The organism is Paenibacillus sp. 4624 (assembly GCF_050435065.1).
GTDB classification, from domain to species: domain Bacteria; phylum Bacillota; class Bacilli; order Paenibacillales; family Paenibacillaceae; genus Paenibacillus; species Paenibacillus amylolyticus_D.
Genome location: NZ_JBNDJR010000001.1, coordinates 627,467 through 650,471, shown reverse-complemented (window position 1 = coordinate 650,471; position 23,005 = coordinate 627,467). Strand labels below are relative to the sequence as shown.

24 protein-coding genes and 1 other annotated feature are annotated in these 23,005 nt (G+C 45.4%); of the genes, 1 reads left to right on the top strand and 23 read right to left on the bottom strand.

Translation table 11 applies throughout. From position 1 onward, the window contains the following. Nucleotides 1-112: 112 nt before the first annotated feature. The 8 genes from ABIE27_RS02940 to lspA all read right to left on the bottom strand — a co-directional run bounded on the left by ABIE27_RS02940 (nt 113) and on the right by lspA (nt 6,664). Nucleotides 113-1,420, bottom strand: coding sequence for a DUF6080 domain-containing protein (locus ABIE27_RS02940; RefSeq protein WP_429349877.1), 1,308 nt, complete (start codon nt 1,418-1,420; stop codon nt 113-115). Nucleotides 1,421-1,470: 50 nt separating this feature from the next. Beyond that, nucleotides 1,471-1,773: an EamA family transporter gene (locus ABIE27_RS02935; RefSeq protein ID WP_123062855.1), complete on the bottom strand. Its 303-nt coding sequence runs from the start codon at nt 1,771-1,773 to the stop codon at nt 1,471-1,473. Between the two features lie 4 nt (nt 1,774-1,777). After that, the gene (locus ABIE27_RS02930; protein ID WP_123062854.1) at nt 1,778-2,068 is read right to left on the bottom strand and encodes an EamA family transporter; all 291 of its coding nucleotides are present in this window, start codon (nt 2,066-2,068) and stop codon (nt 1,778-1,780) included. 26 nt (nt 2,069-2,094) lie between these two features. Next, nucleotides 2,095-2,727, bottom strand: coding sequence for an HAD family hydrolase (locus ABIE27_RS02925; RefSeq protein ID WP_123062511.1), 633 nt, complete (start codon nt 2,725-2,727; stop codon nt 2,095-2,097). Nucleotides 2,728-2,760: 33 nt separating this feature from the next. Further along, a complete protein-coding gene (locus ABIE27_RS02920; protein ID WP_429349876.1) occupies nt 2,761-3,672 on the bottom strand; it encodes a decaprenyl-phosphate phosphoribosyltransferase in 912 nt (303 codons plus the stop codon). Nucleotides 3,673-3,850: 178 nt separating this feature from the next. Next, nucleotides 3,851-5,104 carry an LL-diaminopimelate aminotransferase gene (locus ABIE27_RS02915; protein WP_123062513.1) on the bottom strand — a complete coding sequence of 418 codons (1,254 nt, stop codon included), beginning with the start codon at nt 5,102-5,104 and terminating at the stop codon, nt 3,851-3,853. Nucleotides 5,105-5,214: 110 nt separating this feature from the next. Continuing rightward, a complete protein-coding gene (locus ABIE27_RS02910; RefSeq protein WP_240036643.1) occupies nt 5,215-6,117 on the bottom strand; it encodes an RluA family pseudouridine synthase in 903 nt (300 codons plus the stop codon). A 52-nt stretch (nt 6,118-6,169) separates the two neighbouring features. Then, nucleotides 6,170-6,664 (bottom strand): signal peptidase II, encoded by a 495-nt coding sequence (lspA, locus tag ABIE27_RS02905; protein WP_090923795.1) that lies wholly within the window; start codon nt 6,662-6,664, stop codon nt 6,170-6,172. Nucleotides 6,665-6,900: 236 nt separating this feature from the next. Between lspA and ABIE27_RS02900 the strand changes: the two genes are divergently transcribed. Beyond that, on the top strand, nt 6,901-7,638 hold the full coding sequence (locus ABIE27_RS02900; protein WP_123062515.1) for a TraR/DksA C4-type zinc finger protein: 738 nt from the start codon (nt 6,901-6,903) through the stop codon (nt 7,636-7,638). A 34-nt stretch (nt 7,639-7,672) separates the two neighbouring features. On the opposite strand, the gene ABIE27_RS02895 is transcribed toward ABIE27_RS02900, so the two are convergent. From ABIE27_RS02895 to ABIE27_RS02825, 15 genes are all read right to left on the bottom strand, one after another. Then, on the bottom strand, nt 7,673-7,978 hold the full coding sequence (locus ABIE27_RS02895) for a DUF5665 domain-containing protein (protein WP_240036644.1): 306 nt from the start codon (nt 7,976-7,978) through the stop codon (nt 7,673-7,675). A 216-nt stretch (nt 7,979-8,194) separates the two neighbouring features. Then, nucleotides 8,195-11,293 carry an isoleucine--tRNA ligase gene (gene ileS, locus ABIE27_RS02890; RefSeq protein ID WP_429349875.1) on the bottom strand — a complete coding sequence of 1,033 codons (3,099 nt, stop codon included), beginning with the start codon at nt 11,291-11,293 and terminating at the stop codon, nt 8,195-8,197. 110 nt (nt 11,294-11,403) lie between these two features. Beyond that, nucleotides 11,404-11,695 (bottom strand) — a binding site (T-box leader). A gap of 57 nt (nt 11,696-11,752) precedes the next feature. Further along, nucleotides 11,753-12,262, bottom strand: a complete 510-nt coding sequence (locus ABIE27_RS02885) for a DivIVA domain-containing protein (RefSeq protein ID WP_090923744.1) — start codon at nt 12,260-12,262, stop codon at nt 11,753-11,755. A gap of 239 nt (nt 12,263-12,501) precedes the next feature. Further along, nucleotides 12,502-13,284, bottom strand: coding sequence for an RNA-binding protein (locus tag ABIE27_RS02880; protein WP_123062518.1), 783 nt, complete (start codon nt 13,282-13,284; stop codon nt 12,502-12,504). Nucleotides 13,285-13,299: 15 nt separating this feature from the next. Further along, nucleotides 13,300-13,563 (bottom strand): YggT family protein, encoded by a 264-nt coding sequence (locus tag ABIE27_RS02875; protein WP_090923796.1) that lies wholly within the window; start codon nt 13,561-13,563, stop codon nt 13,300-13,302. 16 nt (nt 13,564-13,579) lie between these two features. Then, nucleotides 13,580-14,047 carry a cell division protein SepF gene (locus ABIE27_RS02870; RefSeq protein ID WP_090923746.1) on the bottom strand — a complete coding sequence of 156 codons (468 nt, stop codon included), beginning with the start codon at nt 14,045-14,047 and terminating at the stop codon, nt 13,580-13,582. Further along, nucleotides 14,038-14,739 carry a YggS family pyridoxal phosphate-dependent enzyme gene (locus tag ABIE27_RS02865; protein ID WP_429349874.1) on the bottom strand — a complete coding sequence of 234 codons (702 nt, stop codon included), beginning with the start codon at nt 14,737-14,739 and terminating at the stop codon, nt 14,038-14,040. Before ABIE27_RS02865 ends, ABIE27_RS02870 begins: the two co-directional genes overlap by 10 nt. A 6-nt stretch (nt 14,740-14,745) precedes the next feature. Continuing rightward, a complete protein-coding gene (gene pgeF, locus ABIE27_RS02860; RefSeq protein WP_429349873.1) occupies nt 14,746-15,645 on the bottom strand; it encodes a peptidoglycan editing factor PgeF in 900 nt (299 codons plus the stop codon). 54 nt (nt 15,646-15,699) lie between these two features. Beyond that, nucleotides 15,700-16,092 carry a YlmC/YmxH family sporulation protein gene (locus ABIE27_RS02855; RefSeq protein ID WP_240036612.1) on the bottom strand — a complete coding sequence of 131 codons (393 nt, stop codon included), beginning with the start codon at nt 16,090-16,092 and terminating at the stop codon, nt 15,700-15,702. 220 nt (nt 16,093-16,312) lie between these two features. Beyond that, nucleotides 16,313-17,095 (bottom strand): RNA polymerase sporulation sigma factor SigG, encoded by a 783-nt coding sequence (gene sigG, locus ABIE27_RS02850; RefSeq protein WP_110898501.1) that lies wholly within the window; start codon nt 17,093-17,095, stop codon nt 16,313-16,315. Between the two features lie 111 nt (nt 17,096-17,206). Continuing rightward, on the bottom strand, nt 17,207-17,929 hold the full coding sequence (gene sigE / locus ABIE27_RS02845; protein WP_090923750.1) for an RNA polymerase sporulation sigma factor SigE: 723 nt from the start codon (nt 17,927-17,929) through the stop codon (nt 17,207-17,209). An 11-nt stretch (nt 17,930-17,940) separates the two neighbouring features. After that, nucleotides 17,941-18,921, bottom strand: a complete 981-nt coding sequence (gene spoIIGA / locus ABIE27_RS02840; protein WP_123062857.1) for a sigma-E processing peptidase SpoIIGA — start codon at nt 18,919-18,921, stop codon at nt 17,941-17,943. Nucleotides 18,922-19,360: 439 nt separating this feature from the next. After that, the gene (gene ftsZ, locus ABIE27_RS02835) at nt 19,361-20,470 is read right to left on the bottom strand and encodes a cell division protein FtsZ (protein ID WP_123062521.1); all 1,110 of its coding nucleotides are present in this window, start codon (nt 20,468-20,470) and stop codon (nt 19,361-19,363) included. A gap of 151 nt (nt 20,471-20,621) precedes the next feature. Further along, nucleotides 20,622-21,899 (bottom strand): cell division protein FtsA, encoded by a 1,278-nt coding sequence (ftsA, locus tag ABIE27_RS02830; protein WP_123062522.1) that lies wholly within the window; start codon nt 21,897-21,899, stop codon nt 20,622-20,624. A 295-nt stretch (nt 21,900-22,194) separates the two neighbouring features. Beyond that, nucleotides 22,195-22,962 (bottom strand): cell division protein FtsQ/DivIB, encoded by a 768-nt coding sequence (locus ABIE27_RS02825; RefSeq protein WP_123062858.1) that lies wholly within the window; start codon nt 22,960-22,962, stop codon nt 22,195-22,197. Nucleotides 22,963-23,005 lie beyond the last annotated feature (43 nt).

Below are 23,005 nucleotides of genomic sequence, written 5' to 3'. Positions count from 1 at the left end.
GCTAAAAAAGGCCTCTTGAACGTGAGTTCAAGAAGCCTTTTTGTGTTACTAAACTTGATTTATCAAGTTCGATGTCAATTTTTCATTTCCACTTTACTTCCGTATTTACTACTCATCGCTGTGCAGAACGTGGCTTTTCCAGCTGTTCATAAGATTGTTTAATCGTCGACAGGGTTTCGAAATGACGATAGATGTTGTTGCCCGCCGTGACGAGCAGGGATGCTACGAGAAGTCCAAGCAGTACTTTTTTACCAAACCCGGAGCGCAGACTGCTGATAAACATACCACCAAGCAGATAAAAAGCAAACAAATAATGTCCGGCATACAGGTACATGTCATATTGAAATACAGCTAACCCAAAACCAACAACGAGATGAAGCAGGAAAGCAAATATAATGTACGGCATTAACGTCCACACACTGCGCTCGCGTATAGCACGAATGAAACCCGCTAGCGCAAGGAGCAAAAGAAATATACCTGTCATCTGAACATAAAGCGGATTAGAGCGGGAAAGGTCTGTGACAAATGCAACCATACCCGGATCAAGCAAGTGCACTTGGGGAGATAACATGGGATTGATTGTCAGTAATACTAACGCTTTATAATGTGCAGCCCACTGGAAAGGTGTCGCGTAACTCGTGCCCCCATTTTGAATACCTAACAACCAGTTGCTTATCCAGCTTCGGCCGCCAAATGCAACATACTGAATCGCTGTTAACACCACAATCATCAGCACGGCAAGTGACATGATGCCGATATATTTTTTCCAACCCGCCTTGCTGCGCCATACCTGCATATTAAAGAAAACAGCCCCGGCAAACGGCACGATGTTGGTCGAAGTTAATCCAAAGTTAATCGTTGCAAGTAACGCATTTGGTACATAACGGACTTCCTTCTGTACACGCGAATACTGCAAGTATAGAACGGACAGAAGAATAACAAACTGCACATACGGATACGAGTCCGGGATAAAGGCTGTAAACATCAAATACGAGCTGAACCCAAACAGCAACGCGAACAACAACGGTGTATGTGAGGATTTCGTTTCATTTTGGCTTAGAAACACAAAGACCAGAACAACTGAACCTGCATTCACAAGGGATTGTAAAATCAGAAAAAACCAATTGCCCCCCAGCAGCTTGGAAATAGCTCCGAGCGTAACCGCCAAATAAGATATTAACGGATGAATAACGGAAGAACTGTTATCTCCGTAGTACATCGAAGGGTCAAAATTAAACAGGTTAAGTGGAAATACGGTTGTATTAAACGGTGAGTATTTTCCCAGCATCTCTGCATTTTGACTGATATACATAATATAAGAACCATTCATCAAACCATAAAAAAGAGCAAAACCAGCGAACAAAACAAAAGCAGTCCAAGTCACTCTACGGTCATAAAATATGTAATCTAAAAATTTCATGCGTTCACATCCAATATTTAATGATAAAGATTAGAAATATAAAATTCGGTCTAGAGTACAAGCAGGCATAGTCCGCCCATTATACAGACAACGCCGATCCACCGCATTGGCCCTACCGTCTCCTTAAAAGCCCACCTTGCAATAATAAGCGTCCAGACATAGGTTAAAGCGTTCGCAGGCAACACCACAGTTAATGGGAGAAACTTCAGTAACACTATGTTAAGCAGTGCACCCATTCCATAAAAACCAAGTCCGATCAGCACATGCAGTCGTTTACGACTCGTTGCGTAATATTTCAACCCGGCTCCGCCCATTGCGCCGCATAGGGTCATCACGATTAACACAGCAATCATCCAACTATCGATCCACACTGGTTAATGTCACCCCGATTCCCAGGAGCACAACAGCCGCGAGCTTTTGTACCGTAATTTCTTCACCAAGCAAGAAATATCCGTAGATTAGGGCAAAAACATAACTGGCACACATGAGCGGATAGGCCACCGAAAGCTTTTCGCGCGCGAATGCCTTAATCATCAAAATGGCTCCCATACCGTAACATAGAAAACCCACACCCATGTAGATCCACTCCGTCAATCCCCACTTCCAGAACAGCTGCCCGGTCGCCGTCAGGAATGCAGAAACCAGCATCAACCATTTGCCGGTGTGACGTGAACTTATTTCCCCCACGTTAACGCCTCCATCTCAGGCACACGTTTATTTACAAAATATCGCTGACGCACAAGCTGCATGACGGGAAGATCCGATAAAGAATCGGAATACGAGCAGGATTGCTCATAATCAATTTCCATGTTTTTCTCAGCCAAATAAGCTTGAATCCGGCGTACCTTTTCTTCTCCCTTACAATTGGCACCTTCAATGGTGCAGGTATAACCATTCTCATGCCGAACAAGTTCGGTTCCGATCACATGATCGACCCAAGGGAAGGTTTTGAAATACTTCATATACGCATGCGGAGAAGCCGTTACGAGCAAGACATGATATCCAGCTTCTTTCCGATGTTGCATCTCGACACTAGCCTCCGTAAATATCGAAGTTCGCAGGTGGGTATCGAAAAAATGCTCCAGGTCTTTTTCAGACATACGTTTGATTTCTTGAAAATAGGAATGCTTAACCCGTTCAACCGTCATAAAGCCCGCTTTGAATAGGAGGGTATGAAATGCGATGACAGGCAAACGCCATACCTGCCAAGGATAACGGCGCATACCGTAAAATACAAATTGGAACATGGAATCACTGCGTATAATCGTTTTATCAATATCAAAGATCGCAACCTTCGTTCGTTTCACCCTGATCCCCCTCTGTATTAAATCTCTCTATTATCATTCGAAAATGGCAAAGATCGTAATGACACTAACCACGTACAAGATGACTGTGATCAAAATAGGCTTGTCCTCAAATAAAACACGGTCTGGTGAGCCGCCTTGATTTTTCATATGGATCAGATACAAATAGCGGAACATGCCATAGATTACCAACGGAATCGTCCACATCAGATGAATGGTTCGATCCGACGTAAAGGTGAAGAGAGAATAACTAATGATCGTTGCAGTCGTCACAATCGTATTGAATTGATCCAGCAACGTAATGGAGTAGTTATCCAGCACTTTCCGATGTGATCCTGTGTTTCCTTCCAGCAACGTAAGCTCGTTTCTTCGTTTACCAATCGCAAGGAACAGCGATAACAACATCGTACAAATCAGAAACCAAGGGGTGAACGGGACATGGATCAATACACCACCGGCAATTGCACGAAGCACAAAGCCCGCCGCAATGGTCATCATATCCAGAATAACAAGATGTTTCAGCACAAAAGAATAAGATACGTTCAGCAAGAAATACACAATGCACAAAATACCGAATAACGGATTCATCACGAAAGCTGCTCCCAGGGAAAAAACAAGGAGAGCCATTCCGAATAATATTGCATGTGTAGGATTGACCTGCCCGGAAGCGATTGGACGGAACTGCTTGGTCGGATGTTGCCTATCCCGTTCCCGATCGACATAGTCGTTCAGTATATACACACAACCTGCAACAAGGCTAAACAACAGAAAGCCAATCCCTGTTGAAACAATCGTCTCCGTTCGGATTTCCTCAAATGAAAATAACAATGCTGCAAATAACAGCAAATTTTTAGTCCACTGCTTAGGCCTTAGTAATTTAAACAAACCAGAAATGGTTCCAGCATTGCCTACAGCAGAAGACGCGGTATCTTGCCGTGATGAAAACAATAGCAATAACTCCCTTCAACAATTCTAACGAATTAGTCTATACAAATAACGTAAAGACTTAATAATAAGTTGCTTGGTTATTTTTGTAAAGAGGATAAAGGATACATTTTGACATAAAAAAGAGACCGTTACCGGTCTCTTTATACCCATTATAGTCCATATTAACGCATGTTTAATTTTAAAATTCAAACTCTACATCACTCAGACGACGTTTAATTTCAGCAATAACACGTTTCTCTTCTTCTTCGCCACTCGCAATAAACGTAACGGAGAAACGAACAAAGTTACCGGCATCATCCCAAGGAACGGATGAAATCAGCTTCTCACGAATCAGGAATTGGGAGAAGTCTTCTCCTGACTCGAAGCGACGTCCACCGACAACACCTTTTGGTGCTTCAACATAAAGGAAGAAAGAACCTTTTGGTTTCTCCGCCTGGAAGCCCAGCTCGTTGAGTGCTGCAACCAACATATCGTGACGACGGGAATACTTCTCTGCAATTTTCTCCGTAATTTCAGGATGATTCAATCCGTAAGCTGCTGCTTTCTGAATCGCGATGAATTGACCGGAATCGTTGTTGTCCTTCACATCACTGAATGCTTTGACAACGAGAGGATTACCGGCTACGAAGCCAATTCTCCATCCTGTCATGTTGTACGATTTGGAGAGGGAGTGCAGTTCCACACCGACATCCTTGGCACCCGGTACAGAAAGGAAGCTGAAAGGCTTTTTGCCATCATACGTCAATGCTGCATATGGAGCATCATGCACAACAACAACATTGTATTTTTTTGCCCATTCGACTACCTCTGTGAAAAACTCCACTGTTGCACTTGCACCAGTCGGGTTATTTGGATAGTTCAGATAAAGCAATTTTGCACGTTTAGCAATATCTTCGGGAATCGCTGTCAGGTCAGGCAAGAAGTTGTTCTCTTTGGTCAATTGAACGTTGAATACTTCTCCACCTAAATATTTCGTGTGTGTGCCCATTACTGGATAACCAGGCACAGTCATGATCGTTACATCACCTGGATTAATGAAGCAAGAAGGTAACATCGCCAAAGCCGGTTTCGAACCGATGGAGTGTACGATCTCTGTATCCGCATCAATTCCATCAACGTTAAATACGTTTTTTAGGTAGGCAGCTGCCGCTGTCTTAAATTCAGGAATACCATTATCGGCGTACCCGCGGTTCTCTGGTTTAGCCGCTTCTGCAGCAAGTGCAGCAACGATGCCCGCATCCGCCATTTCGTCCGGTTCACCAACCCCAAGGTCAATCAGTTCGACATCGGGAAAGTCTTTTTTGGCAGAAGCTTTCGCACGTTTGATTTTCTCGAATTTATAGATGTTCGTGTCTTTACCATAGTTGGAGCCGCCGATACGGTCAGCAAAATTAGTTTGGATATACGTTTCCTGATATTTATCGATACTCATAATGTGTTCATCTCCTCATTTTGACGCAAATTTCTCATGTTTTAATATGAAGCATTTGAGCATTCAACACCATGGACAAAATATCCGAACATTTGTACTTTCTTCAAAGGTCAGCGGCTTCTCAGCGAAGCGAGTACATCCTCCATATCCTGCGGAATCGGTGCACTAAATTCCATGTATTCTCCTGTAGAAGGATGCACAAAACCAAGTGTTGCCGCGTGCAGAGCCTGTCCATTCATTTTGATACCCTTGTTCCGCCCATATGTTGGATCACCGACAAGGGGATGACCAATAAATTTCATATGCACCCGGATCTGATGAGTACGTCCTGTCTCGAGCTTCAACTCGAGCAAGGTGTAATCGTTGATGCGCTCCGTCACTGTAAAATGAGTCACCGCATGTTTGCTGTTGCGTTCGGTGACTGTGTACATTTTACGATCATTCGTGTCCCGTCCGATCGGTGCATCGATGGTCCCTTGATCATGACCGAGATGCCCATGAACGAGTGCGATATAACGTCTGTTCACACTGTGTTCCTTCAACTGGGCAGCTAGTGAAGCATGCGCACGATCGTTTTTGGCCGCCATAATCAAGCCTGACGTATCCTTGTCAATCCGATGTACAATCCCTGGACGCAGTTCTCCGTTAATACCAGAAAGATCCTTGCAATGATACATTAGAGCGTTCACAAGTGTACCTGATGTATGTCCCGGTGCAGGGTGTACGACCAGTCCTCGCTGTTTGTTAATGACAATCAGATCACTGTCTTCATAAACCACTTCAAGCGGGATATCTTCTGCAATGATCTCCACCGCAGCAGGTTCTGGAATCTGTAATACGATCCGATCCCCTTCTGACAGCTTCGCGTTGGCCTTCACTAGAGAACCATTAACCGTAACTGCCCCATCTGCAATCCATAGCTGAACTTGCGAGCGAGACACATTATCTAAAGCATCTGTAATGTATTTATCCACACGTTCCTTCTTATGTTCAGCGGCAACGATCCATTCCATACGTTCCTCACCGTTAAATTGCTCATCGTTATTACGTTGTTCCTCATTCGAATTACTCATGATGCTCATTCCCTTCAATCTTCGCGGCCGCTTTTTCACGACGTCCTTCCAATAATGTCTCCACAATAATCAACGCTACCCCGATACAGATGGCCGAGTCAGCAATGTTAAAGATCGGGAACGTGTAACTCCCAAAATTAAGCTGCACAAAGTCTACAACTTCCCCCGTCAACGCACGGTCAAGGAAGTTACCAATTGCTCCTCCAAGCACAAGGCTAAGCGCTACGGGCAACAACTTGTGCGGAGTATCTTTTACTTTTTGCAAATACCAAATCAAGGCGACAACCACAATGATGGTCACCACAATAAAGAACCAGCGTTGATCCTGTAGAATACCAAACGCCGCACCTGAATTTCGATGGGAAGTGATGACAAAAAAATTGCCAATGACCGGAATTTCTTCTCTAAGCTCCATCCGGGTAGCAATCAGGTACTTTGTTCCCTGATCCACTAAAAATACGATAAAAGCAAGGATATAATACACCACGTTTGTTGTCACTCCGTTCTTGTCTTTTCCAGCGATACCAAGCATTCGCCAGACTTATTTATTGTAGCACAGCTATTCAGAGATCGTCCATGACGTGGCAAACGTGCGAAGCAGTATCGGCCTTGAGGGGCTTGGAAAAAACGATAACATTTGCCTACTGTAATCCTGCTTCAAAAGGTACATCCTAGAATGGAGACAAACAACCGGATTCCAAGTGGAATAGAAAGGGGAAAGCCATGTCACATTTCACAGCCGAACAAATGCAATCTTTGCGTTCCCAGCTCTTGTCTGACAAACAGGATATCGAACACCGGCTATCAGAGAACCAGCATTATGGCTTGGGTGATTCTTTAAAACTGCAGACTGGTGAACTGTCACCGATTGATAATCATCCTGGTGATCTTGCCACAGAGGTATATGAACGAGAAAAAGATATCTCCTTACTGGAGCATGATGAATTTCAACTCGAACGTATTGATTCCGCCCTGCATTTGATCGAAGAAGGTCATTACGGTACATGCGCTGTCTGCCAGCAACCGATCCCATACGAGCGTATGGAGGCCGTCCCATACACAAAGTACTGCAAAAAGCATCAACCGGAAACCGTTGTTTCCGAAAATCGGCCTGTGGAGGAAGAGTTCCTCGCCCCATCATTTGGACGTACCAGTCTGGACGAGCGGGATGATCAGAATGGTTTTGACGGCGAAGACGCCTGGCAGATCGTAGAGAGTTGGGGCAGCTCGAATTCCCCGGCAATGGCGGAAAACGGTGATATCGACAGCTACGATGTGATGGCTATTGAAGCTACGGAAGAGCTGGACGGCTTTGTTGAGGCTTACGAAAGCTTTGTCGCAACGGATATTTATGGCCACGATGTTTCTATTGTACGTAATCGTCAGTACCGACAGTATCTTGAGAATGGTGAGGGCTTAGGATTACTTGAACCAGACTCAGAGGATGATGACACGTATTGAGTGTACAGGTGAGTAATCTAAAGGCCTTTATTTTTCAGTACGTATTCATATCAAGCTGTCTTTGTACGATTCGTACAATATCAGCAATATAATCTCCGACGATGGGTAAATTTAACGCACCGAGAACCTGTAACACATAGATAATGGTAGCCGCGAAAAAAGTAAATCCGATGGCTATCCCTACACCTCTGGCTGCGCCGGACAATAGATTTAGCCCAATTAGCTTCCACGGTCGATTCAGCAATTCAGTATATTGTGCAATACGTGAACGTTCCAGCTCATTGGCAAGCCGATTGGTTAACGTATGTAATTCTTCAATTTTATCATGCGGTGTATCCATCTTTGCCATTTCCGCTGTTGCGGTTGAACTGGACTCAGCTGACTTATCCTGTTTGTTCATGTTTCGCTCCAATCCTTGCATGAATTTCCCTAAAAAACTGCACAATTTAATCATTGCCTGATCTATGGAAAAACAAACAAAAACAAATGAGCCCAGCTTCAGGATTTGCTTCCTTAGCTGTGGCTCATTTATTTTAACCTTATTTATTCTTGTTCATTACGCTTGAATATAGATTCCGATGCCTTTGCCTCCGGCTTCCACTTGCTCCATGCCATCCGCTTTACCAAATGTCACGTCAGTCACCAGTACATTTTCACGCAGAACATCGTCAAATGCTTCAATTGCTGCTTGAAGATCGGCATCCACATCCAGCGTCAGGCGCACTCTTTTCTCAATTGGCAGATCCAGACGTTTGCGGGTATCCTGTACCGCCCGGACCACTTCACGAACCCAGCCTTCTTGCTCCAGCGCCGTTGTGATTTCTGTGTTGAGGGCTACCGTCAAACCATAACCGGATGCGGAAGCAAAGCCCGATTTAGCTTGTTTCTCAACGAGCAACTCCTCATCCGTCACCTGCAGTTCCTCTCCTTCCGGAGAAACGACGTTGAATGCACCTTCTGCTACCACTTTACGGGTCTCATCCGCCGTCATGCCTTTGAACAGGTTTTGCAGGAAACCTACGTTTTTGCCGTATTTTTTACCTGCAACCTTAAGGTTCAGCTTGAGTGTAAAATCAACAAAATCGGCATCGTTGTGCTCTGTACGGATTCCTTTGACGTTGATCTCTTCCTTGATGATCTCTTCATAACTTGCCAGATCGAAGCCTTTGTCAAGGGAGACAATCAACTCGGACAATGGCTGACGCGTTTTGATACCTGTCTCGTTACGAACGTTACGCGCAAGCTCAACCACACGACGAGCTGTTTCCATATCTTGCTCCAGAGCCGCATCGATTAATGCTTCATTCGCTACAGGATAGTCATCCATATGCACACTTTCGCCAGTTGTCAGGTTGAGGTAAATATCCTCAGCCAGCATTGGAGTGAATGGCGCAACCAGCTTCGCTGTAGTCACGAGCACTTCGGTAAGGGTACGATACGCATCCAGTTTATCCTCTGTCAAACCACTTCCCCAGAAGCGATCTCGGGAACGGCGGATATACCAGTTACTGAGCTCATCTACAAAGGCTTCGATCGCCTTGGAAGAATTCAGGTAGTCGTTCACAGACAATGCTTTTTCTACCACAAGGATCAGGCTGTTCAATCTGGACAGAATCCAGCGATCCAGTTTGTGAGCAGACACCTGGAATGGATGTTCCTGTGGATCGAATCCATCGATGGTTGCGTACAGCGTCAGGAATGCATGAGTATTCACCAGCGTATCCACCATTTTGGATTTCGCTTCTCCTACGATGCCTTTAGAAAAACGTTTGCTGTTCCACGGTGCACTGTCAGACAACAACGCCCAGCGGAATGCATCGGTACCGTACTCCTCAATGACTTCCCATGGATCGATAACATTGCCTTTAGATTTGGACATCTTTTGTCCATTTTCGTCCAGTACGTGTCCTGTTGCCATAACAGCTTTATAAGGCGCTTTGCCTGTCAAAAGTGTAGATACGGCGAGCAGGCTGTAGAACCAGCCACGCGTTTGGTCAATCCCTTCACAGATCATATCCGCCGGATATTGCTGCTCAAATACTTCTTTATTTTCGAAAGGATAATGCTGTTGCGCAAACGGCATGGAGCCGCTGTCGAACCATACATCAATGACTTCTGGCGTCCGCTTCATTTCATATTTCCCACAAGAGCTGAGCACCTTTACTTCATCCACATACGGTTTATGCAACTCCAGATTTTCAGGCACATCGCCTACGGCACGCGCACGTAACTCAGCGATGCTATGAGGAGCAAACTGTTCGCCTGTCTCTTCACACACCCAGATGTTTAGCGGTGTTCCCCAGTAACGGTCACGGCTGATGTTCCAGTCCACGAGATCTTCGAGGAATTTACCGAAGCGACCTTCACGCACATGACCCGGATACCATTCCACTTCACTGTTGTTGGCAATAAGCTGATCCTTGATCGCTGTTGTCTGGATAAACCAGCTGTCCATTGCGTAATACAGAAGTGGAGTATCACAACGCCAGCAGAACGGATAACTGTGCTCGTATTTCTCTTTGCTGAACAAACGGCCATTCTCGGACAAATATCTTACGATATCAATGTCGCAATCTTTTACAAAGCGGCCTGCAAAATCAGTCACTTCTGCCACAAACTTACCTTCCAGATCAACCATGTTTACAAAACTGATGCCATTCTCGCGACATACACGGTAGTCATCTTCACCATGTGCAGGAGCCAAATGAACGATACCCGTACCGCTTGCATCCGTTACAAACCCTGCACCAAGCACGATGTTTGTTTTCTCAGCCTGTACGTAGTTAAATGGCGGGCTGTACGTTTTACCGACGAGGTCTGCACCTTTCAGTGAACCGATGATCTCATACTCGCCTTTGCCGTCTTTCATAACTTTCTCCACCAAGTTCGTCGCCATGATGTACACTTCATCATTTTGACGTACACGAGAGTAGTCCATTGCCGGGTTTACAGCAAGTGCAACGTGAGAAGGCAATGTCCAAGGGGTCGTCGTCCAGGCCAGCACGAATTCGCCGCTGTCATCCAGCTTGAATTTTGCTGTCGCACTCAGATCTTTAACGTCCTTATAGCCTTGTGCAACTTCATGAGAACTTAATGTTGTCTGACAAGAAGGACAGTATGGGCTTACGCGGTGACCACGATACAAGAGACCTTTCTCATGAATCGTCGCCAGGATATTCCATACACTTTCGATGTAGTTGTTATCCAGTGTGATATATGGGTTATCCATATCCGTCCAGTATCCGATGCCTTCGGTCAAATCACGCCATTGCTGCTCGTATTCAAATACACTGGCCTTACATTCGTTAATAAACTTCTCCACGCCGTAATCTTCGATCTCCCACTTGTGGGAGATACCCAATTTCTTCTGTACTCCAAGCTCTACCGGTAAGCCGTGTGTATCCCATCCCGCTTTACGCACAACGCGGTAACCCTTCATCGTGTTGTAGCGTCCAACAAAGTCTTTAATTACACGGCCAAGCACGTGACCGATATGTGGTTTACCGTTCGCTGTAGGCGGGCCTTCATAAAAGACGAAGTTTGGCTTGCCTTCCCGGTTCTCAATGGAGCGTTTGAACGTATTCTCCGTTTTCCATTTATTTAATACACGTAGTTCTCTTTCACGTGCTTTTTCTTTGACATCCACTCGTTGCATGCTGTTCAACTTCCTTTCTTTTGTTAAGATGAATCGAATGTAAAACATACACTATCGCAGCTCATAGATTCCGCTCACCGTTTTGGGACACAAAAAAAACCTCGTCCCTGGAAAGGGACGAGGTTCTGCTCGCGTTACCACCCTAATTCTGTTCATCACAAACCACATTCAGGTCACCCTGAGTATGCTCTGTCATCAACAGCGCTTAAGCCCCGCTAAACTGACGCAGGGTACCGTTATAACGTACGGTTTACGGTTCAGCTTACACACGGCAATGCATTCACCGCTTCAGCGTCACTTCTCCGGGGAGATATTCGGCTATAACTCATCCGTTGGTTTGCACCAGACACCAACTCTCTGAGGGATGAGATCATAACGTACTGAGCCCGTCATGGAATCACTATTCAATATGAATATAGTTATAGCTTCTTTGCCCGCAAAAGTCAACCAGGCGGCAGACTAATAAATTTCTTTCATCTCCCGCTCACGGTCACGCACTTCCTGCTCACGGCTCTCCAGCGCTTCCCAGCCATCCTGTGTCAACAGTTCAAGCTGAGCTTCAACCAGCGTGCGGAAACGCGCGCGATAGATGGATGCCTGCTTCTTCAATTCTTCCACTTCCAAAGCAATCTTACGGGACTTGCCAAGCGCTTCGTTAACGATGCGGTCTGCGTTTTTCTCTGCTTCCTTCACGATTAACTGCGCTTCCTTCTTCGCGTTATTCTTCACATCGTCAGCAGCTTCCTGCGCAATAATGATCGTTTTGCTCAGTGTCTCTTCAATGGTAGCAAAATGATCCAGCTTCTCCTGAACGGACAGCAACTGATTGCTCAGCTCCTTGTTCTCGCGAATGACGCCTTCGTAATCTTTGATGACTTGATCCAGGAATTCATTGACTTCATCCTCGTCATACCCACGCAAGCGTCGAGAGAATTCCTTGTTATGTATGTCCAGCGGCGTTAATGGCATGCTGTCCACCTCCTGTAAAAATTCCTTCTCACACTAGAGAAGGTTTGCAGCATATGGGTTCCACCCAAGGGGCCGTACGAAAGAAACCTGAATTGGCAACTCTATACGGAGTGCAGAACCTGCTCTCACGATCTGCAGAGATCCGCATCTTGTACTTTAATGTATATCGGAAACACCGGATATTTTTTTACCTTTACGTTTAACATTTCGACAAGAATTCGGATTATCCTGCAATAACATCAAGCAAATTTACCGATCTTTACCCGGCAACGTCCCTTTTTGGTCATCCCATCCTGTTCAAGTACCTTAAAACGACCAAATCCTTGAATGGATACCACATCTCCTGCCTTAAGCGGCTTGGAGGGGTCTTCCACCACTTTCCAATTCACTTTACAGCGTCCTGCTTTAATTGGAATCAGTACTTTACTTCGGCTTAATCTGTGCACATCTGCACAGATGCCATCCAGTCGCATCGAAGCAACGGTAATATCTATAGTGTCCAATTTCGTCGCAGACCATTTCATCTGATTCAATGGCAGTAGTTCAGTGAATACGTGTAATCGGTGCACCTGATTCAATTGAAGCGATAAAAAAGCGCCGGTCTCTGCTGCCACTACAGTATGGCAGCCATGCTCCAGCACTTGAATATCTCCAATCTTGCCTCGTTTCATCCCGAGACCGAGCAGGGAACCCATATAGTCCCCGTGCTCCAGTTCCGAGATTTTCTGATCGTCAGACGTAATGCTAAGGACCTGCATCCCCATATCTTCTTCATCCAGATACCGATAATCAGGCGCAATCAATGCACGCTTGCGTTCAGCGGCTTCATATCCGCCATCAAAACGAACCTGAACGTCTTGGCTGCGATTGACCAACGATTGCAGAATAAACACCTGTCTTGGATCAAGAAAGTCGGTGAGCTTCGTATCATGAACCTTGCTCGCCCGTTCAACCCAATCGGTAGCTTTATCTACAAAGTCCCGCTCATCATGGCTAAAATGTTCGTACATATTACCACTCATCTATGTCACCCTAACCTAAAATGTCAAATACTGAACGATAGAGAGTAACCCGACAAGCGCCAGTCGAAGAACGAGCAACGCGACAATCGGGGAAATATCCAGCACACCGAACAGAGGCGGAATAAACCGGCGGAAAGGACTTAAGTAAGGCTCTACAAATTTGCCTAACAATTCACCGATGAAGCTCTCCCGTGCATTGGGAAGCCATGACATCAATATGTAGACAATAACCATGTAAAAATAAATCTGGTATAGCGTACCCAATATACCTTCAATCATCTGATACAAAAAAGGCTCACCTCATTCTGTTATAATCTTGCTCGCTGTCAGCCAGTATCTCCGTAATGGTTCCCTGAATTTCAACCGTATCTGGCGTACAGAGAAAAATGTTGCCGCCAATTTTAGATATACCGCCGCCTAATGCATATACCGTGCCGCTCAGAAAATCGATCACACGTAAAGCCTGATCCTGACGGATTCGTTGCAGATTCACAACAACGGTACGATGCGACCGCAGATGGTCGGCAATCTCCTGTGCTTCGTCATAAGAACGAGGCTCATAAAGGACAACTTTTACATTTTTCTGGGAATGAATGCTAACCACATTATTACCCCTTTGGTTTCTACGTTTATCAAGTGCAGAGGTTTCATTTTCCTGCTGTTCGGGCTCGTGTTCTTCCTGTGCAGCAAGGCGCTCCCGCTCTACAATCTCTTCCTCTTCCTGAAGTCCCAGGAAATTCATAAATTTATTCATTACGCCCATCGTGTTCCCTCCTCTTTTCCTACGAGAATTGATCCAAGCCGCACCCAGGTTGCTCCTTCTTCAATGGCCACTTCGAAATCGTTGGACATGCCCATGGACAACTCGGTAATAGGCTCTGCTGTCAATGCTTGTCCATTCAAATCATCTCTCAGCTCACGCAAACCTCGAAATACAGGACGCGTCAACTCTGGATCTTCCTCATGAGGCGCCATTGTCATCAGACCAATGACCTTAAGGTTGTTGAACGATTGAATATCCTTCAGAAAAGAACTTGCCTGTTCAGGCTGCAGACCATACTTGCTCTCTTCGCCTGAAATGTTCACCTGCATAAACGTGTTCACCTGAATTCCAAGTGAAGCGGCTTTTTTATCCAGCTCTTTCGCAAGTGACAAACGATCCAGTGAATGGATGCACGCAAACTTGCCAATGACGTCTTTCACCTTGTTTGTCTGCAAATGACCAATAAAGTGCCACGTGCCCTTCTGTCCGAAGGCTTCCCATTTCGCCTGTGCATCCTGCCAGCGATTTTCTCCAATATGCTCAAGACCATGATCCAGCACAGCACCCGTCGTTTGTAATGAGACATATTTCGTGACCGCAATCACATTCACATCCTCAACAGGGCGGTTACTGCGCTTACACGCATCTTCAATCTTCTGATTTACTTGTTGTATACGTTCCTCCAATGACACAGAGGATCACCTCTCTTCCAGCCCAATCCAACTTGCCATTCTTCCCGTTACCCCATTTTCCTTACGATAGGAGAAAAATAGTTCGGGATGACAACTTGTACACCATGTTGTACATTCGATATGATCCGGCAATATTCCTGCTTTCATCATAATGTGTCGATTACATTCTTTCAAGTTTAACATCGTTTTTCCGTTCGCAGCAGGTGTATATATGCGCTTGGAAGCAGAAGGATTGTATTCATCATTACCCCGGGGTTCATCCAGCCAAACCCGAACATGCTTCATAACAGCCTCATCCACTTCATAACAGCAATCGCCAATGGAGGGGCCAATAGCCGCCCGAATGTCCTCTCTCCGGCTTCCATACTCCCTTTCCATCGTTTCCACCATAGAGACGGCGATTCCCGCCACAGTCCCTTTCCATCCTGCATGAGCAAGACCTACAGCCTGATTCACCGGATCATAGAAATATAAGGGAACGCAGTCAGCATAAAACGAAGTCAGTAGTACACCAGGCACGTTGGTCACCAGCCCGTCTGTATCCTGCAATGCGGATTGACGATCCAGCAGTCCTCTGCCTTTGTCGTCAGCTGTAATGACAGCTACCGCTTTACCATGCACCTGTTCTCCACAAGTCCATGCTTCCGGCGGGAAAGCAAGCTTCTCCGTCACGAGACGGCGATTACGCAGCACTGCCTCGGCATTATCCCCAACGTGATATGCACAATTAAGCGTAGCGTAAGGTTCTTGACCAACGCCGCCATGTCTGGTTGTAAATCCAACTTTTAACTTTTCATACAGGTGTTTCCAAGATTCAATATATAAGAACAGCGGATCTTGATCACCATGATACGTTTTCTCTTCTATATCCTTCAAGACATCTCTGTTCAATACAAAGGGTTCCATTCTTCATCACCTCACAACTTCCAGTTTACCAAATGCGGATGCATTCTGTCTCCTTTATATCGTTCTTCGTTGACTCCGATCCAGCCGTTCCAATCGTTCGGTACGCTCCGCGCGGCCCTGTTGCTGCTCATCATATAACCTTGCTTCCCGTTCACGCTCATCATAAGCTTGTTCTTTCACCTCATCCATTTTAACCAAAATGACATCCGAGCCAATCTTCACAATATTTCTCCAAGGTATAATCAGATCTGTCCCTCCTCCAAACAACCCCATAAAACGGCTGTATCCTGGAACAACGATGGCTTCAATTCGCCCCTGCTTAAGATCCAGTTCCAAGTCACTGATCTGGCCAAGACGTTTGCCGTCCGTAATATTTATGACATCCTTTGTTTGAAAATCGGAGATTTTCATGCCTCGTGACGTTGACTCATTCGTGTTCACTCTCATTCTCCCCGCCCCCTGTTTACAGCTCATCTGCCCGTTCAGCATGCCTCTATACCAATATATGTTCTGTAGGCGAAAAATGTCCTGTTTTTCGCTTGTTTATTACAAAGCCAACTCGGACAAAAGTACACTGGACTAGGGGGAGACTTCCCTTCCTTTTGCACAAAAAAGACGATCAATGGAATGATTCTCCGACTGATCGCCTTTCTTGTTTAATGTCATCCTACGATTTCACATGTTTCTGCATCTGCTGTATAGCTGATTTCTCCAGACGTGAAACCTGAGCCTGCGATATTCCGATTTCATCCGCCACTTCCATCTGGGTTTTCCCTTCAAAAAAGCGCATCGACAAAATCATCTTTTCCCGTTGACCGAGACGGTGCATCGCTTCCCGCAATGCGATCTCTTCAATCCAGGACACATCCTTGTTTTTGTCATCACTGATCTGATCCATCACATAAATCGGGTCTCCCCCGTCGTGATAAATGGGTTCAAACAGGGATACCGGATCTTGAATGGCATCCAGTGCAAAAACAACATCTTCCTTCGGTACGTTCAGTGCCTCCGAAATTTCAAATATCGTCGGTTCGCGTGAATTTTTATTCGTCAGGCTGTCACGAACCTGAAGTGCCTTATAGGCAATATCCCGTAGTGACCGGGATACCCGAATCGGATTATTGTCACGCAGATACCTGCGAATCTCACCGATAATCATCGGTACTGCATAGGTTGAAAATTTGACATTTTGGGATAAATCAAAATTATCAATGGCTTTCATCAGGCCGATACATCCAACCTGGAACAGATCATCGACAAACTCCCCCCGATTGTTAAAACGCTGAATGACACTGAGTACCAAACGCAGGTTGCCATTCACTAATTTCTCTCTTGCTGAGCGATCATGGTGCTGCTGAAGGGAATGAAATAATTCCCGCATTTCAATATTGGTGAGAACAGGCAACTTTGCGGTGTCCACGCCACAAATCTCGACTTTGTTTCGGGTCATCGTGATTTACCTCCCAAGGAGAAACATTAATGTACATTATCTCCGGGGCAGGCTTTTTTATTCGTCGTTGGCACCCTTGCCAGTAATACCCAATCTTCTTTTCTCATGGGATCAAACCATTTTGTTGAACTCTTTTCGAAGCCTCTTAATGATTCTTTTTTCAAGCCTAGAGATATAGGATTGGGAGATTCCAAGCAGATCTGCCACATCCTTTTGCGTCTTTTCTTCCCCATCCGTCAAGCCAAAACGAAGCTCCATAATCATTCGCTCGCGATCGGTCAGTTTTTCCAGCGCCTTATGGAGCAGCTTGCGATCTACCTGTTCTTCAATATTTCGATAGATTGTATCGTTCTCGGTACCTAGCACATCGGATAATAAAAGCTCGTTTCCATCCCAGTCGATGTTCAGTGGTTCATCAAAAGAAACTTCTGTACGAATTTTACTGTTACGCCGCAGATACATCAAAATTTCATTTTCGATACAGCGCGAAGCGTAGGTCGCGAGCTTTATTTTCTTTTCCGGATCAAATGTATTTACAGCTTTGATCAGTCCGATTGCACCTATGGATACCAGGTCCTCGATGTTAATCCCTGTGTTCTCGAACTTACGTGCAATGTATACCACCAAACGCAGGTTACGCTCGATTAACATGGCACGAATCGCCGAATCTCCTGACGATAACTTCTGTAGCAAGTACTCCTCTTCTTCCCGTGTCAATGGAGGTGGAAGTGCCTCACTTCCCCCAATGTAATAGATCTCTTCACTTTTCAGCCCAAACAGGAACAACAAACGATAATATTGTAGCTGGGCAACCAGTTTCCATTTCACAAGCATGTAGGTTCCTCCTATACCACATTCAGCGGCTTTTCTGTGGGTTCTGCGGATTGAGCCTTAGACTGCGCAGAAGCAGCTTCTTGCACCAGTTCAGGATGAATTACGGCCTGATATTTCCCATCCGACGACAAAATGCCCCCATCCAGCCCAATCAGAACTTTTGTCGTCACATAATCTGTTCCGTCCATCGTCACTTTAGCCCGATCCGGCCTGATCGCCAGCATAAATGCTGTTCCTTTATTAATCCCCCGATAAGGAACCAAGCGCAGACGATCCTGCCAACGAAAATGATTCTGATCCAGTTCCATGATGAGATTTTCCGGTGATTCGTGTTTCAGTCTACTGTTCCATGAATCAGGCAACATCGCTTGCCACAATGAAACCTCCATAACCATCACCGGCATCCGTGACAAGGGATCTGTAAGTTGATTTCCTGTATCCAGAAGGCCTGTACAAGACACAACAACCTCATCGATGTAAACCTCAACTTGACCAAGGTAAGTGGTCATGCGATCTGATTTACGTTTGGCCCCTTGCACAATTTTGAATAAAATGAGCACCGCGAAGAATACAATGAAAGTAAACCAGAACGCAATCTTCAGATCAAACGACATGCCGCCAGATGCTGTGAACCAGATGCCATTGAACAGTTCTCCTGAGCTCTGAAGCATATAATGCACACCCAGGATGCCTCCAGCTGCCACAAAATTAATGACATAAAATGTACCCAGCGTCCTCACAAAAGCCTGCAGTCCCTTATATCCAAACGCGATACTCAACATCACAAGAGAAAAACCAAACTTGATCAAAAACGTGAACAGGAAATCAAACTGCGGTACAAACATCATCACGACGTATAACGCGCCAACGATGGCCGATAACAGCCATCTCCACCAGACCAGCTTCGTTTGGCGCATCCAAGCCGTCAATCCAATGAGCGCTCCATCCATACATAGGTTTGTCAAAAAGATCAAATCGACATATACAACCAACGCTCTTCACCTGCCTGCATCCAACCATCGAAACGAATAAACGAATGGTTACAACGAACCTCACATGCCTTTAGGTTGAATCAATCCTACATCCTTCCGATTGAATCAATTTCACATGCGTCAGATTGTATCGATCTCACATAGCTCAGACGGAAACAACCCAAATGCTCCGGATTGAAACAACCTAAATGCTTCGAATTTGAAACAACCTAAATGCTTCATCATCTCGATATTCATGAGCATATTCCCAAGTATACGTAGCCTCCTGTTCAAAGTCTGTCTAATTGTGGGAGCTTGTCTTCAACTATTTTTGTCGGAATGACGCAGCCGAGTTGTTCAGAATTTGTTCATTCCTGTATGTTAAGCTATATAAAAAAACAGCAAAAAACCCGGTTGCTGCAAAAGCAACACCGGGTTTTCCAGATGTAATATTACCCAATTATTCGTTGTTATTGTTGCGCGAACGATTACGTAAAAATGTCGGAATGTCCAGCTGATCATTGCTTGGCTGGTTTCCGAATGGACGAAGATTCGGTGAACGTGTCTCTGCCGGCTCTGATGCTGTAGCAGGTTTGCGTACGGGTGGAGCAGAAGGTTTGTCCTCAAATCCTGTCGCGATGACTGTAACCTTGATCTCCTCTTTCAGATCTTCATCAATAATCGCACCAAAGATCATATTCACTTCCGGATCGGAAGCCGATGTCACGATCTCTGCAGCTTCATTCACTTCATACAGGGACAGATTAACGCCACCTGTGATGTTCATGATTACGCCACGTGCGCCTTCAATAGAGGTCTCAAGCAAAGGACTCATGATGGCTTTGCGTGCCGCTTCGGCTGCACGGTTCTCTCCAGTCGCTTCACCGATCCCCATAAGGGCAGATCCACGCTCATGCATGATCGTTTTGACGTCTGCAAAGTCAAGGTTGATCAGACCAGGAACCTTGATCAAATCGGAGATACCTTGTACCGCTTGACGAAGTACGTTATCCGCTTGACGGAATGCTTCCAACATCGGAGTCTTTTTGTCAACAATTTCAAGCAAACGGTCATTCGGGATCACAATCAGTGTATCCACTTTTTCCTTAAGTGCTTCGATTCCTTGTTCAGCATGAGTCGAACGCTTGCGGCCTTCAAAAGTGAAAGGACGTGTTACAACACCTACAGTAAGTGCGCCGCACTCTTTAGCAATCTCAGCGATTACCGGAGCTGCACCCGTACCTGTACCGCCGCCCATACCTGCTGTAACAAATACCATGTCCGCACCTTTCAATGTGTTCATGATCAAGTCACGGGACTCTTCCGCTGCCTTTTTACCTACATCCGGATTGGCACCAGCACCAAGACCACGGGTTAACTTATCACCAATTTGCAATTTATGCTCGGATTTGGCCAGGTGCAATGCCTGGGCATCCGTGTTCACTGTAATAAATTCAACACCTTGTACTCCACCTTCAATCATTCGGTTAACAGCGTTGCTTCCGCCGCCGCCTACCCCAATGACTTTAATCTGAGCCAAGCTCTCCATCTCAAAATCAAATTCCAACATATAATTCCATCTCCCCCTCAATGTGCATGGATGGCCCGTCCAATTTTTGATTTGAACCGAATCAATTTCATATATCGACGAACGAAAGCGTTTATTTTAGTACCAGCGCATTCAGACGGCTTCAAAGAATGTATGAAATGGATCCAACCTGTTATATAAATTCACTGAACATGTTCTTCAGTCGTTCGAACAGACCGGGTTTTTGCTCCGATTCCTGTGCCGCATTCGGCTTCGGACGGCTTGTCGGTTTCTTGCTGTTGGTATTGTTGTTGTTACCGCCGTTGCTGCTCGAGGGCCTGATGCGCAAACCGCGAATAACATTGTGCAAAATACCGACACCACTGGTGTATCCAGGATCACGGACACCAATGTAATCTGGAACCGCAACACGTACTGAAGCAGCCAGCTCATGCTGTGCGACTTGCAGAACACCAGGCATAGAGACCGTACCACCCGTTAGTATATAACCTCCAGGTAGCTCGTTGTAACCAAGGCGTTTGACTTCTTGTCCAATCATCTGGAATATTTCCTGAACCCTAGGTTCAATAATAGCCGCCAGATCCTCTTGGGAAAACTCCTTGTCCACGTTGCTACCAATACGCGTCACTTTGAACATCACATCTGCGGCAGCATCATCAAGCCAGGCACAGCCATATTTCAGCTTAACTTTCTCCGCCTGATCCGTCAAAGTACGCAAACCATAAGCAATATCATTCGTTACAAATTCCCCACCGATTGGCAGTGTTGAAGTCGCAACCAGGCTGTCCTCTTCAAAGATAGCGATGGTTGTTGCTCCTGCTCCGATATCCACAAGCACAGAGCCCATCGTTTTCTCATCTTTGGATAGAGCTAACTGGCCTGCTCCCAATGACATGAGAACCAGGTCACTCACTTTTAATCCCGCTTTTTCCACGCAGCGCAAAAGATTATGTATCGCGGTTTTTGCACCTGTAATGATGGTTGCTTCAACTTCCAGACGAACACCAATCATCCCACGCGGGTCTTGTATGCCCTCCAAGCCGTCAACAACATATTGCTTGGCGACAACATCAATAATTTCCCGTTCCGGTGGAACCGCAATGACTTCGGCTGCTTTCAACACCCGCTCCATGTCTTCTTCTCCGATCTCACGATCTTCGTTCGATACTGCCACCACACCATGACTGCTCATCAGTCCGATATGATTGCCCGAGATTCCAACATATACTTCGGATATTTGAATACCTACCATACGTTCTGCATGATCCACTGCATTGCGAATCGACTGCACTGTCTGGTCGATATCTACGATTACACCTTTGCGAATTCCTTCCGAGTCGGCAGATCCAACTCCAATAATATTAAAGGTTCCATTATTAATTTCCCCAATAATAGCGCGAATTTTGGATGTACCGATGTCCAAACTAACAATGATGTCATTGTTGCTCAAGTCTGTGGCACCTCCTGACTCCAATAGTAAAATACGTTCGGGTTCAAACACTCATTAAAACATATTCAACACAGTTTAGGCTTTCCCTCTTTTTTCTACAATTTTTTTGGGTGCCAAGTTCTGGATGTGAAACATAAAACCTTGAAGAAAAAAGAAGGAGGCAACTTATGTGCCGTAAGTTCAAGTGTACCATTTTTTCTTCATCTCAGAAAGAACAAGTTTCACACATTAACCGGTGCTAAAGCCCGATCCTGTCTACACTTTTACGCAATGAACAGCCAATCATCAACATGCATCATTGCCCTGCTCCCGGCTCAGCGTCATCCTCTGGATTATCCGGTATAAACGGCACATACGTATCAGCCTCAAGCATCGTAATTTTTCCAGGTCGTTCGGTCTCAATTACCTGATTCAAATACTCCACTTTATCCGTTAACAGCGATATCGTTGTAATCACTTCAAACTGTGACTTGGTGTACATGCGGATCTGATCCGGAAAAGAGGGTGTCGGATTGGGAATAATTTCGGATATATCCGTTGTCAGTTCATTCGGAATTTGAGCCAACGCCTCACTCAGTTTTGCTTTGAGCGGATCATTCGGTTTCCATTGTGTCAGAATCGGTTTCTCTACAGCAACACCGATCGTTGGTGGTACATTAAGGCTTGTCCCGTTTGACAATATTGCTTTAAGCGCCCCACTTGTGTCCAGTTCATAAGCGACAGTGGGAAACTCCTGAACCTTGATATGGATCGTACCCGGGAATTGCTTGTCCACAGTAACCGTTGAGACAGCTTTAATCGTTTTAAGACGTTCTATAATTTCAGTAGCACTTGTTCCAAAAAACTGTTCGCCTTCCCTCAAACCACTCTTTTCAAGCAAATCCGCAGTGGCCGTGTATACATTACCCGTAATTTCGATCGCTGATATACGGCTTACAGAAGAACGAAAGAATAATACAGCCAGCAATACAATAAATAATAATAAAAGGATAATTACAATTTTACGGCTTGTGTTTCCTTTTGGGCGATTCTCCTTGAGAACCGGAATTTGACTTTTAGGCATAATAACGCTCCACAAAGCCTCAGGCCCCCTCCTCTTCCAAGAA

Coding starts and splice junctions, on each gene's coding strand:
- ABIE27_RS02940 (WP_429349877.1), bottom strand. CDS start 1,420: ATGAAATTTTTAGATTACATATTTTATGACCGTAGAGTGACTTGGACT.
- ABIE27_RS02935 (WP_123062855.1), bottom strand. CDS start 1,773: ATGATTGCTGTGTTAATCGTGATGACCCTATGCGGCGCAATGGGCGGA.
- ABIE27_RS02930 (WP_123062854.1), bottom strand. CDS start 2,068: ATGCTGGTTTCTGCATTCCTGACGGCGACCGGGCAGCTGTTCTGGAAG.
- ABIE27_RS02915 (WP_123062513.1), bottom strand. CDS start 5,104: ATGAGTATCGATAAATATCAGGAAACGTATATCCAAACTAATTTTGCT.
- ABIE27_RS02910 (WP_240036643.1), bottom strand. CDS start 6,117: ATGGAATGGATCGTTGCCGCTGAACATAAGAAGGAACGTGTGGATAAA.
- ABIE27_RS02900 (WP_123062515.1), top strand. CDS start 6,901: ATGTCACATTTCACAGCCGAACAAATGCAATCTTTGCGTTCCCAGCTC.
- ABIE27_RS02895 (WP_240036644.1), bottom strand. CDS start 7,978: ATGGATACACCGCATGATAAAATTGAAGAATTACATACGTTAACCAAT.
- ileS (WP_429349875.1), bottom strand. CDS start 11,293: ATGCAACGAGTGGATGTCAAAGAAAAAGCACGTGAAAGAGAACTACGT.
- ABIE27_RS02885 (WP_090923744.1), bottom strand. CDS start 12,262: ATGCCATTAACGCCGCTGGACATACATAACAAGGAATTCTCTCGACGC.
- ABIE27_RS02880 (WP_123062518.1), bottom strand. CDS start 13,284: ATGAGTGGTAATATGTACGAACATTTTAGCCATGATGAGCGGGACTTT.
- ABIE27_RS02875 (WP_090923796.1), bottom strand. CDS start 13,563: ATGATTGAAGGTATATTGGGTACGCTATACCAGATTTATTTTTACATG.
- ABIE27_RS02870 (WP_090923746.1), bottom strand. CDS start 14,047: ATGGGCGTAATGAATAAATTTATGAATTTCCTGGGACTTCAGGAAGAG.
- pgeF (WP_429349873.1), bottom strand. CDS start 15,645: ATGGAACCCTTTGTATTGAACAGAGATGTCTTGAAGGATATAGAAGAG.
- ABIE27_RS02855 (WP_240036612.1), bottom strand. CDS start 16,092: ATGAGAGTGAACACGAATGAGTCAACGTCACGAGGCATGAAAATCTCC.
- sigG (WP_110898501.1), bottom strand. CDS start 17,095: ATGACCCGAAACAAAGTCGAGATTTGTGGCGTGGACACCGCAAAGTTG.
- sigE (WP_090923750.1), bottom strand. CDS start 17,929: ATGCTTGTGAAATGGAAACTGGTTGCCCAGCTACAATATTATCGTTTG.
- ftsZ (WP_123062521.1), bottom strand. CDS start 20,470: ATGTTGGAATTTGATTTTGAGATGGAGAGCTTGGCTCAGATTAAAGTC.
- ABIE27_RS02825 (WP_123062858.1), bottom strand. CDS start 22,962: ATGCCTAAAAGTCAAATTCCGGTTCTCAAGGAGAATCGCCCAAAAGGA.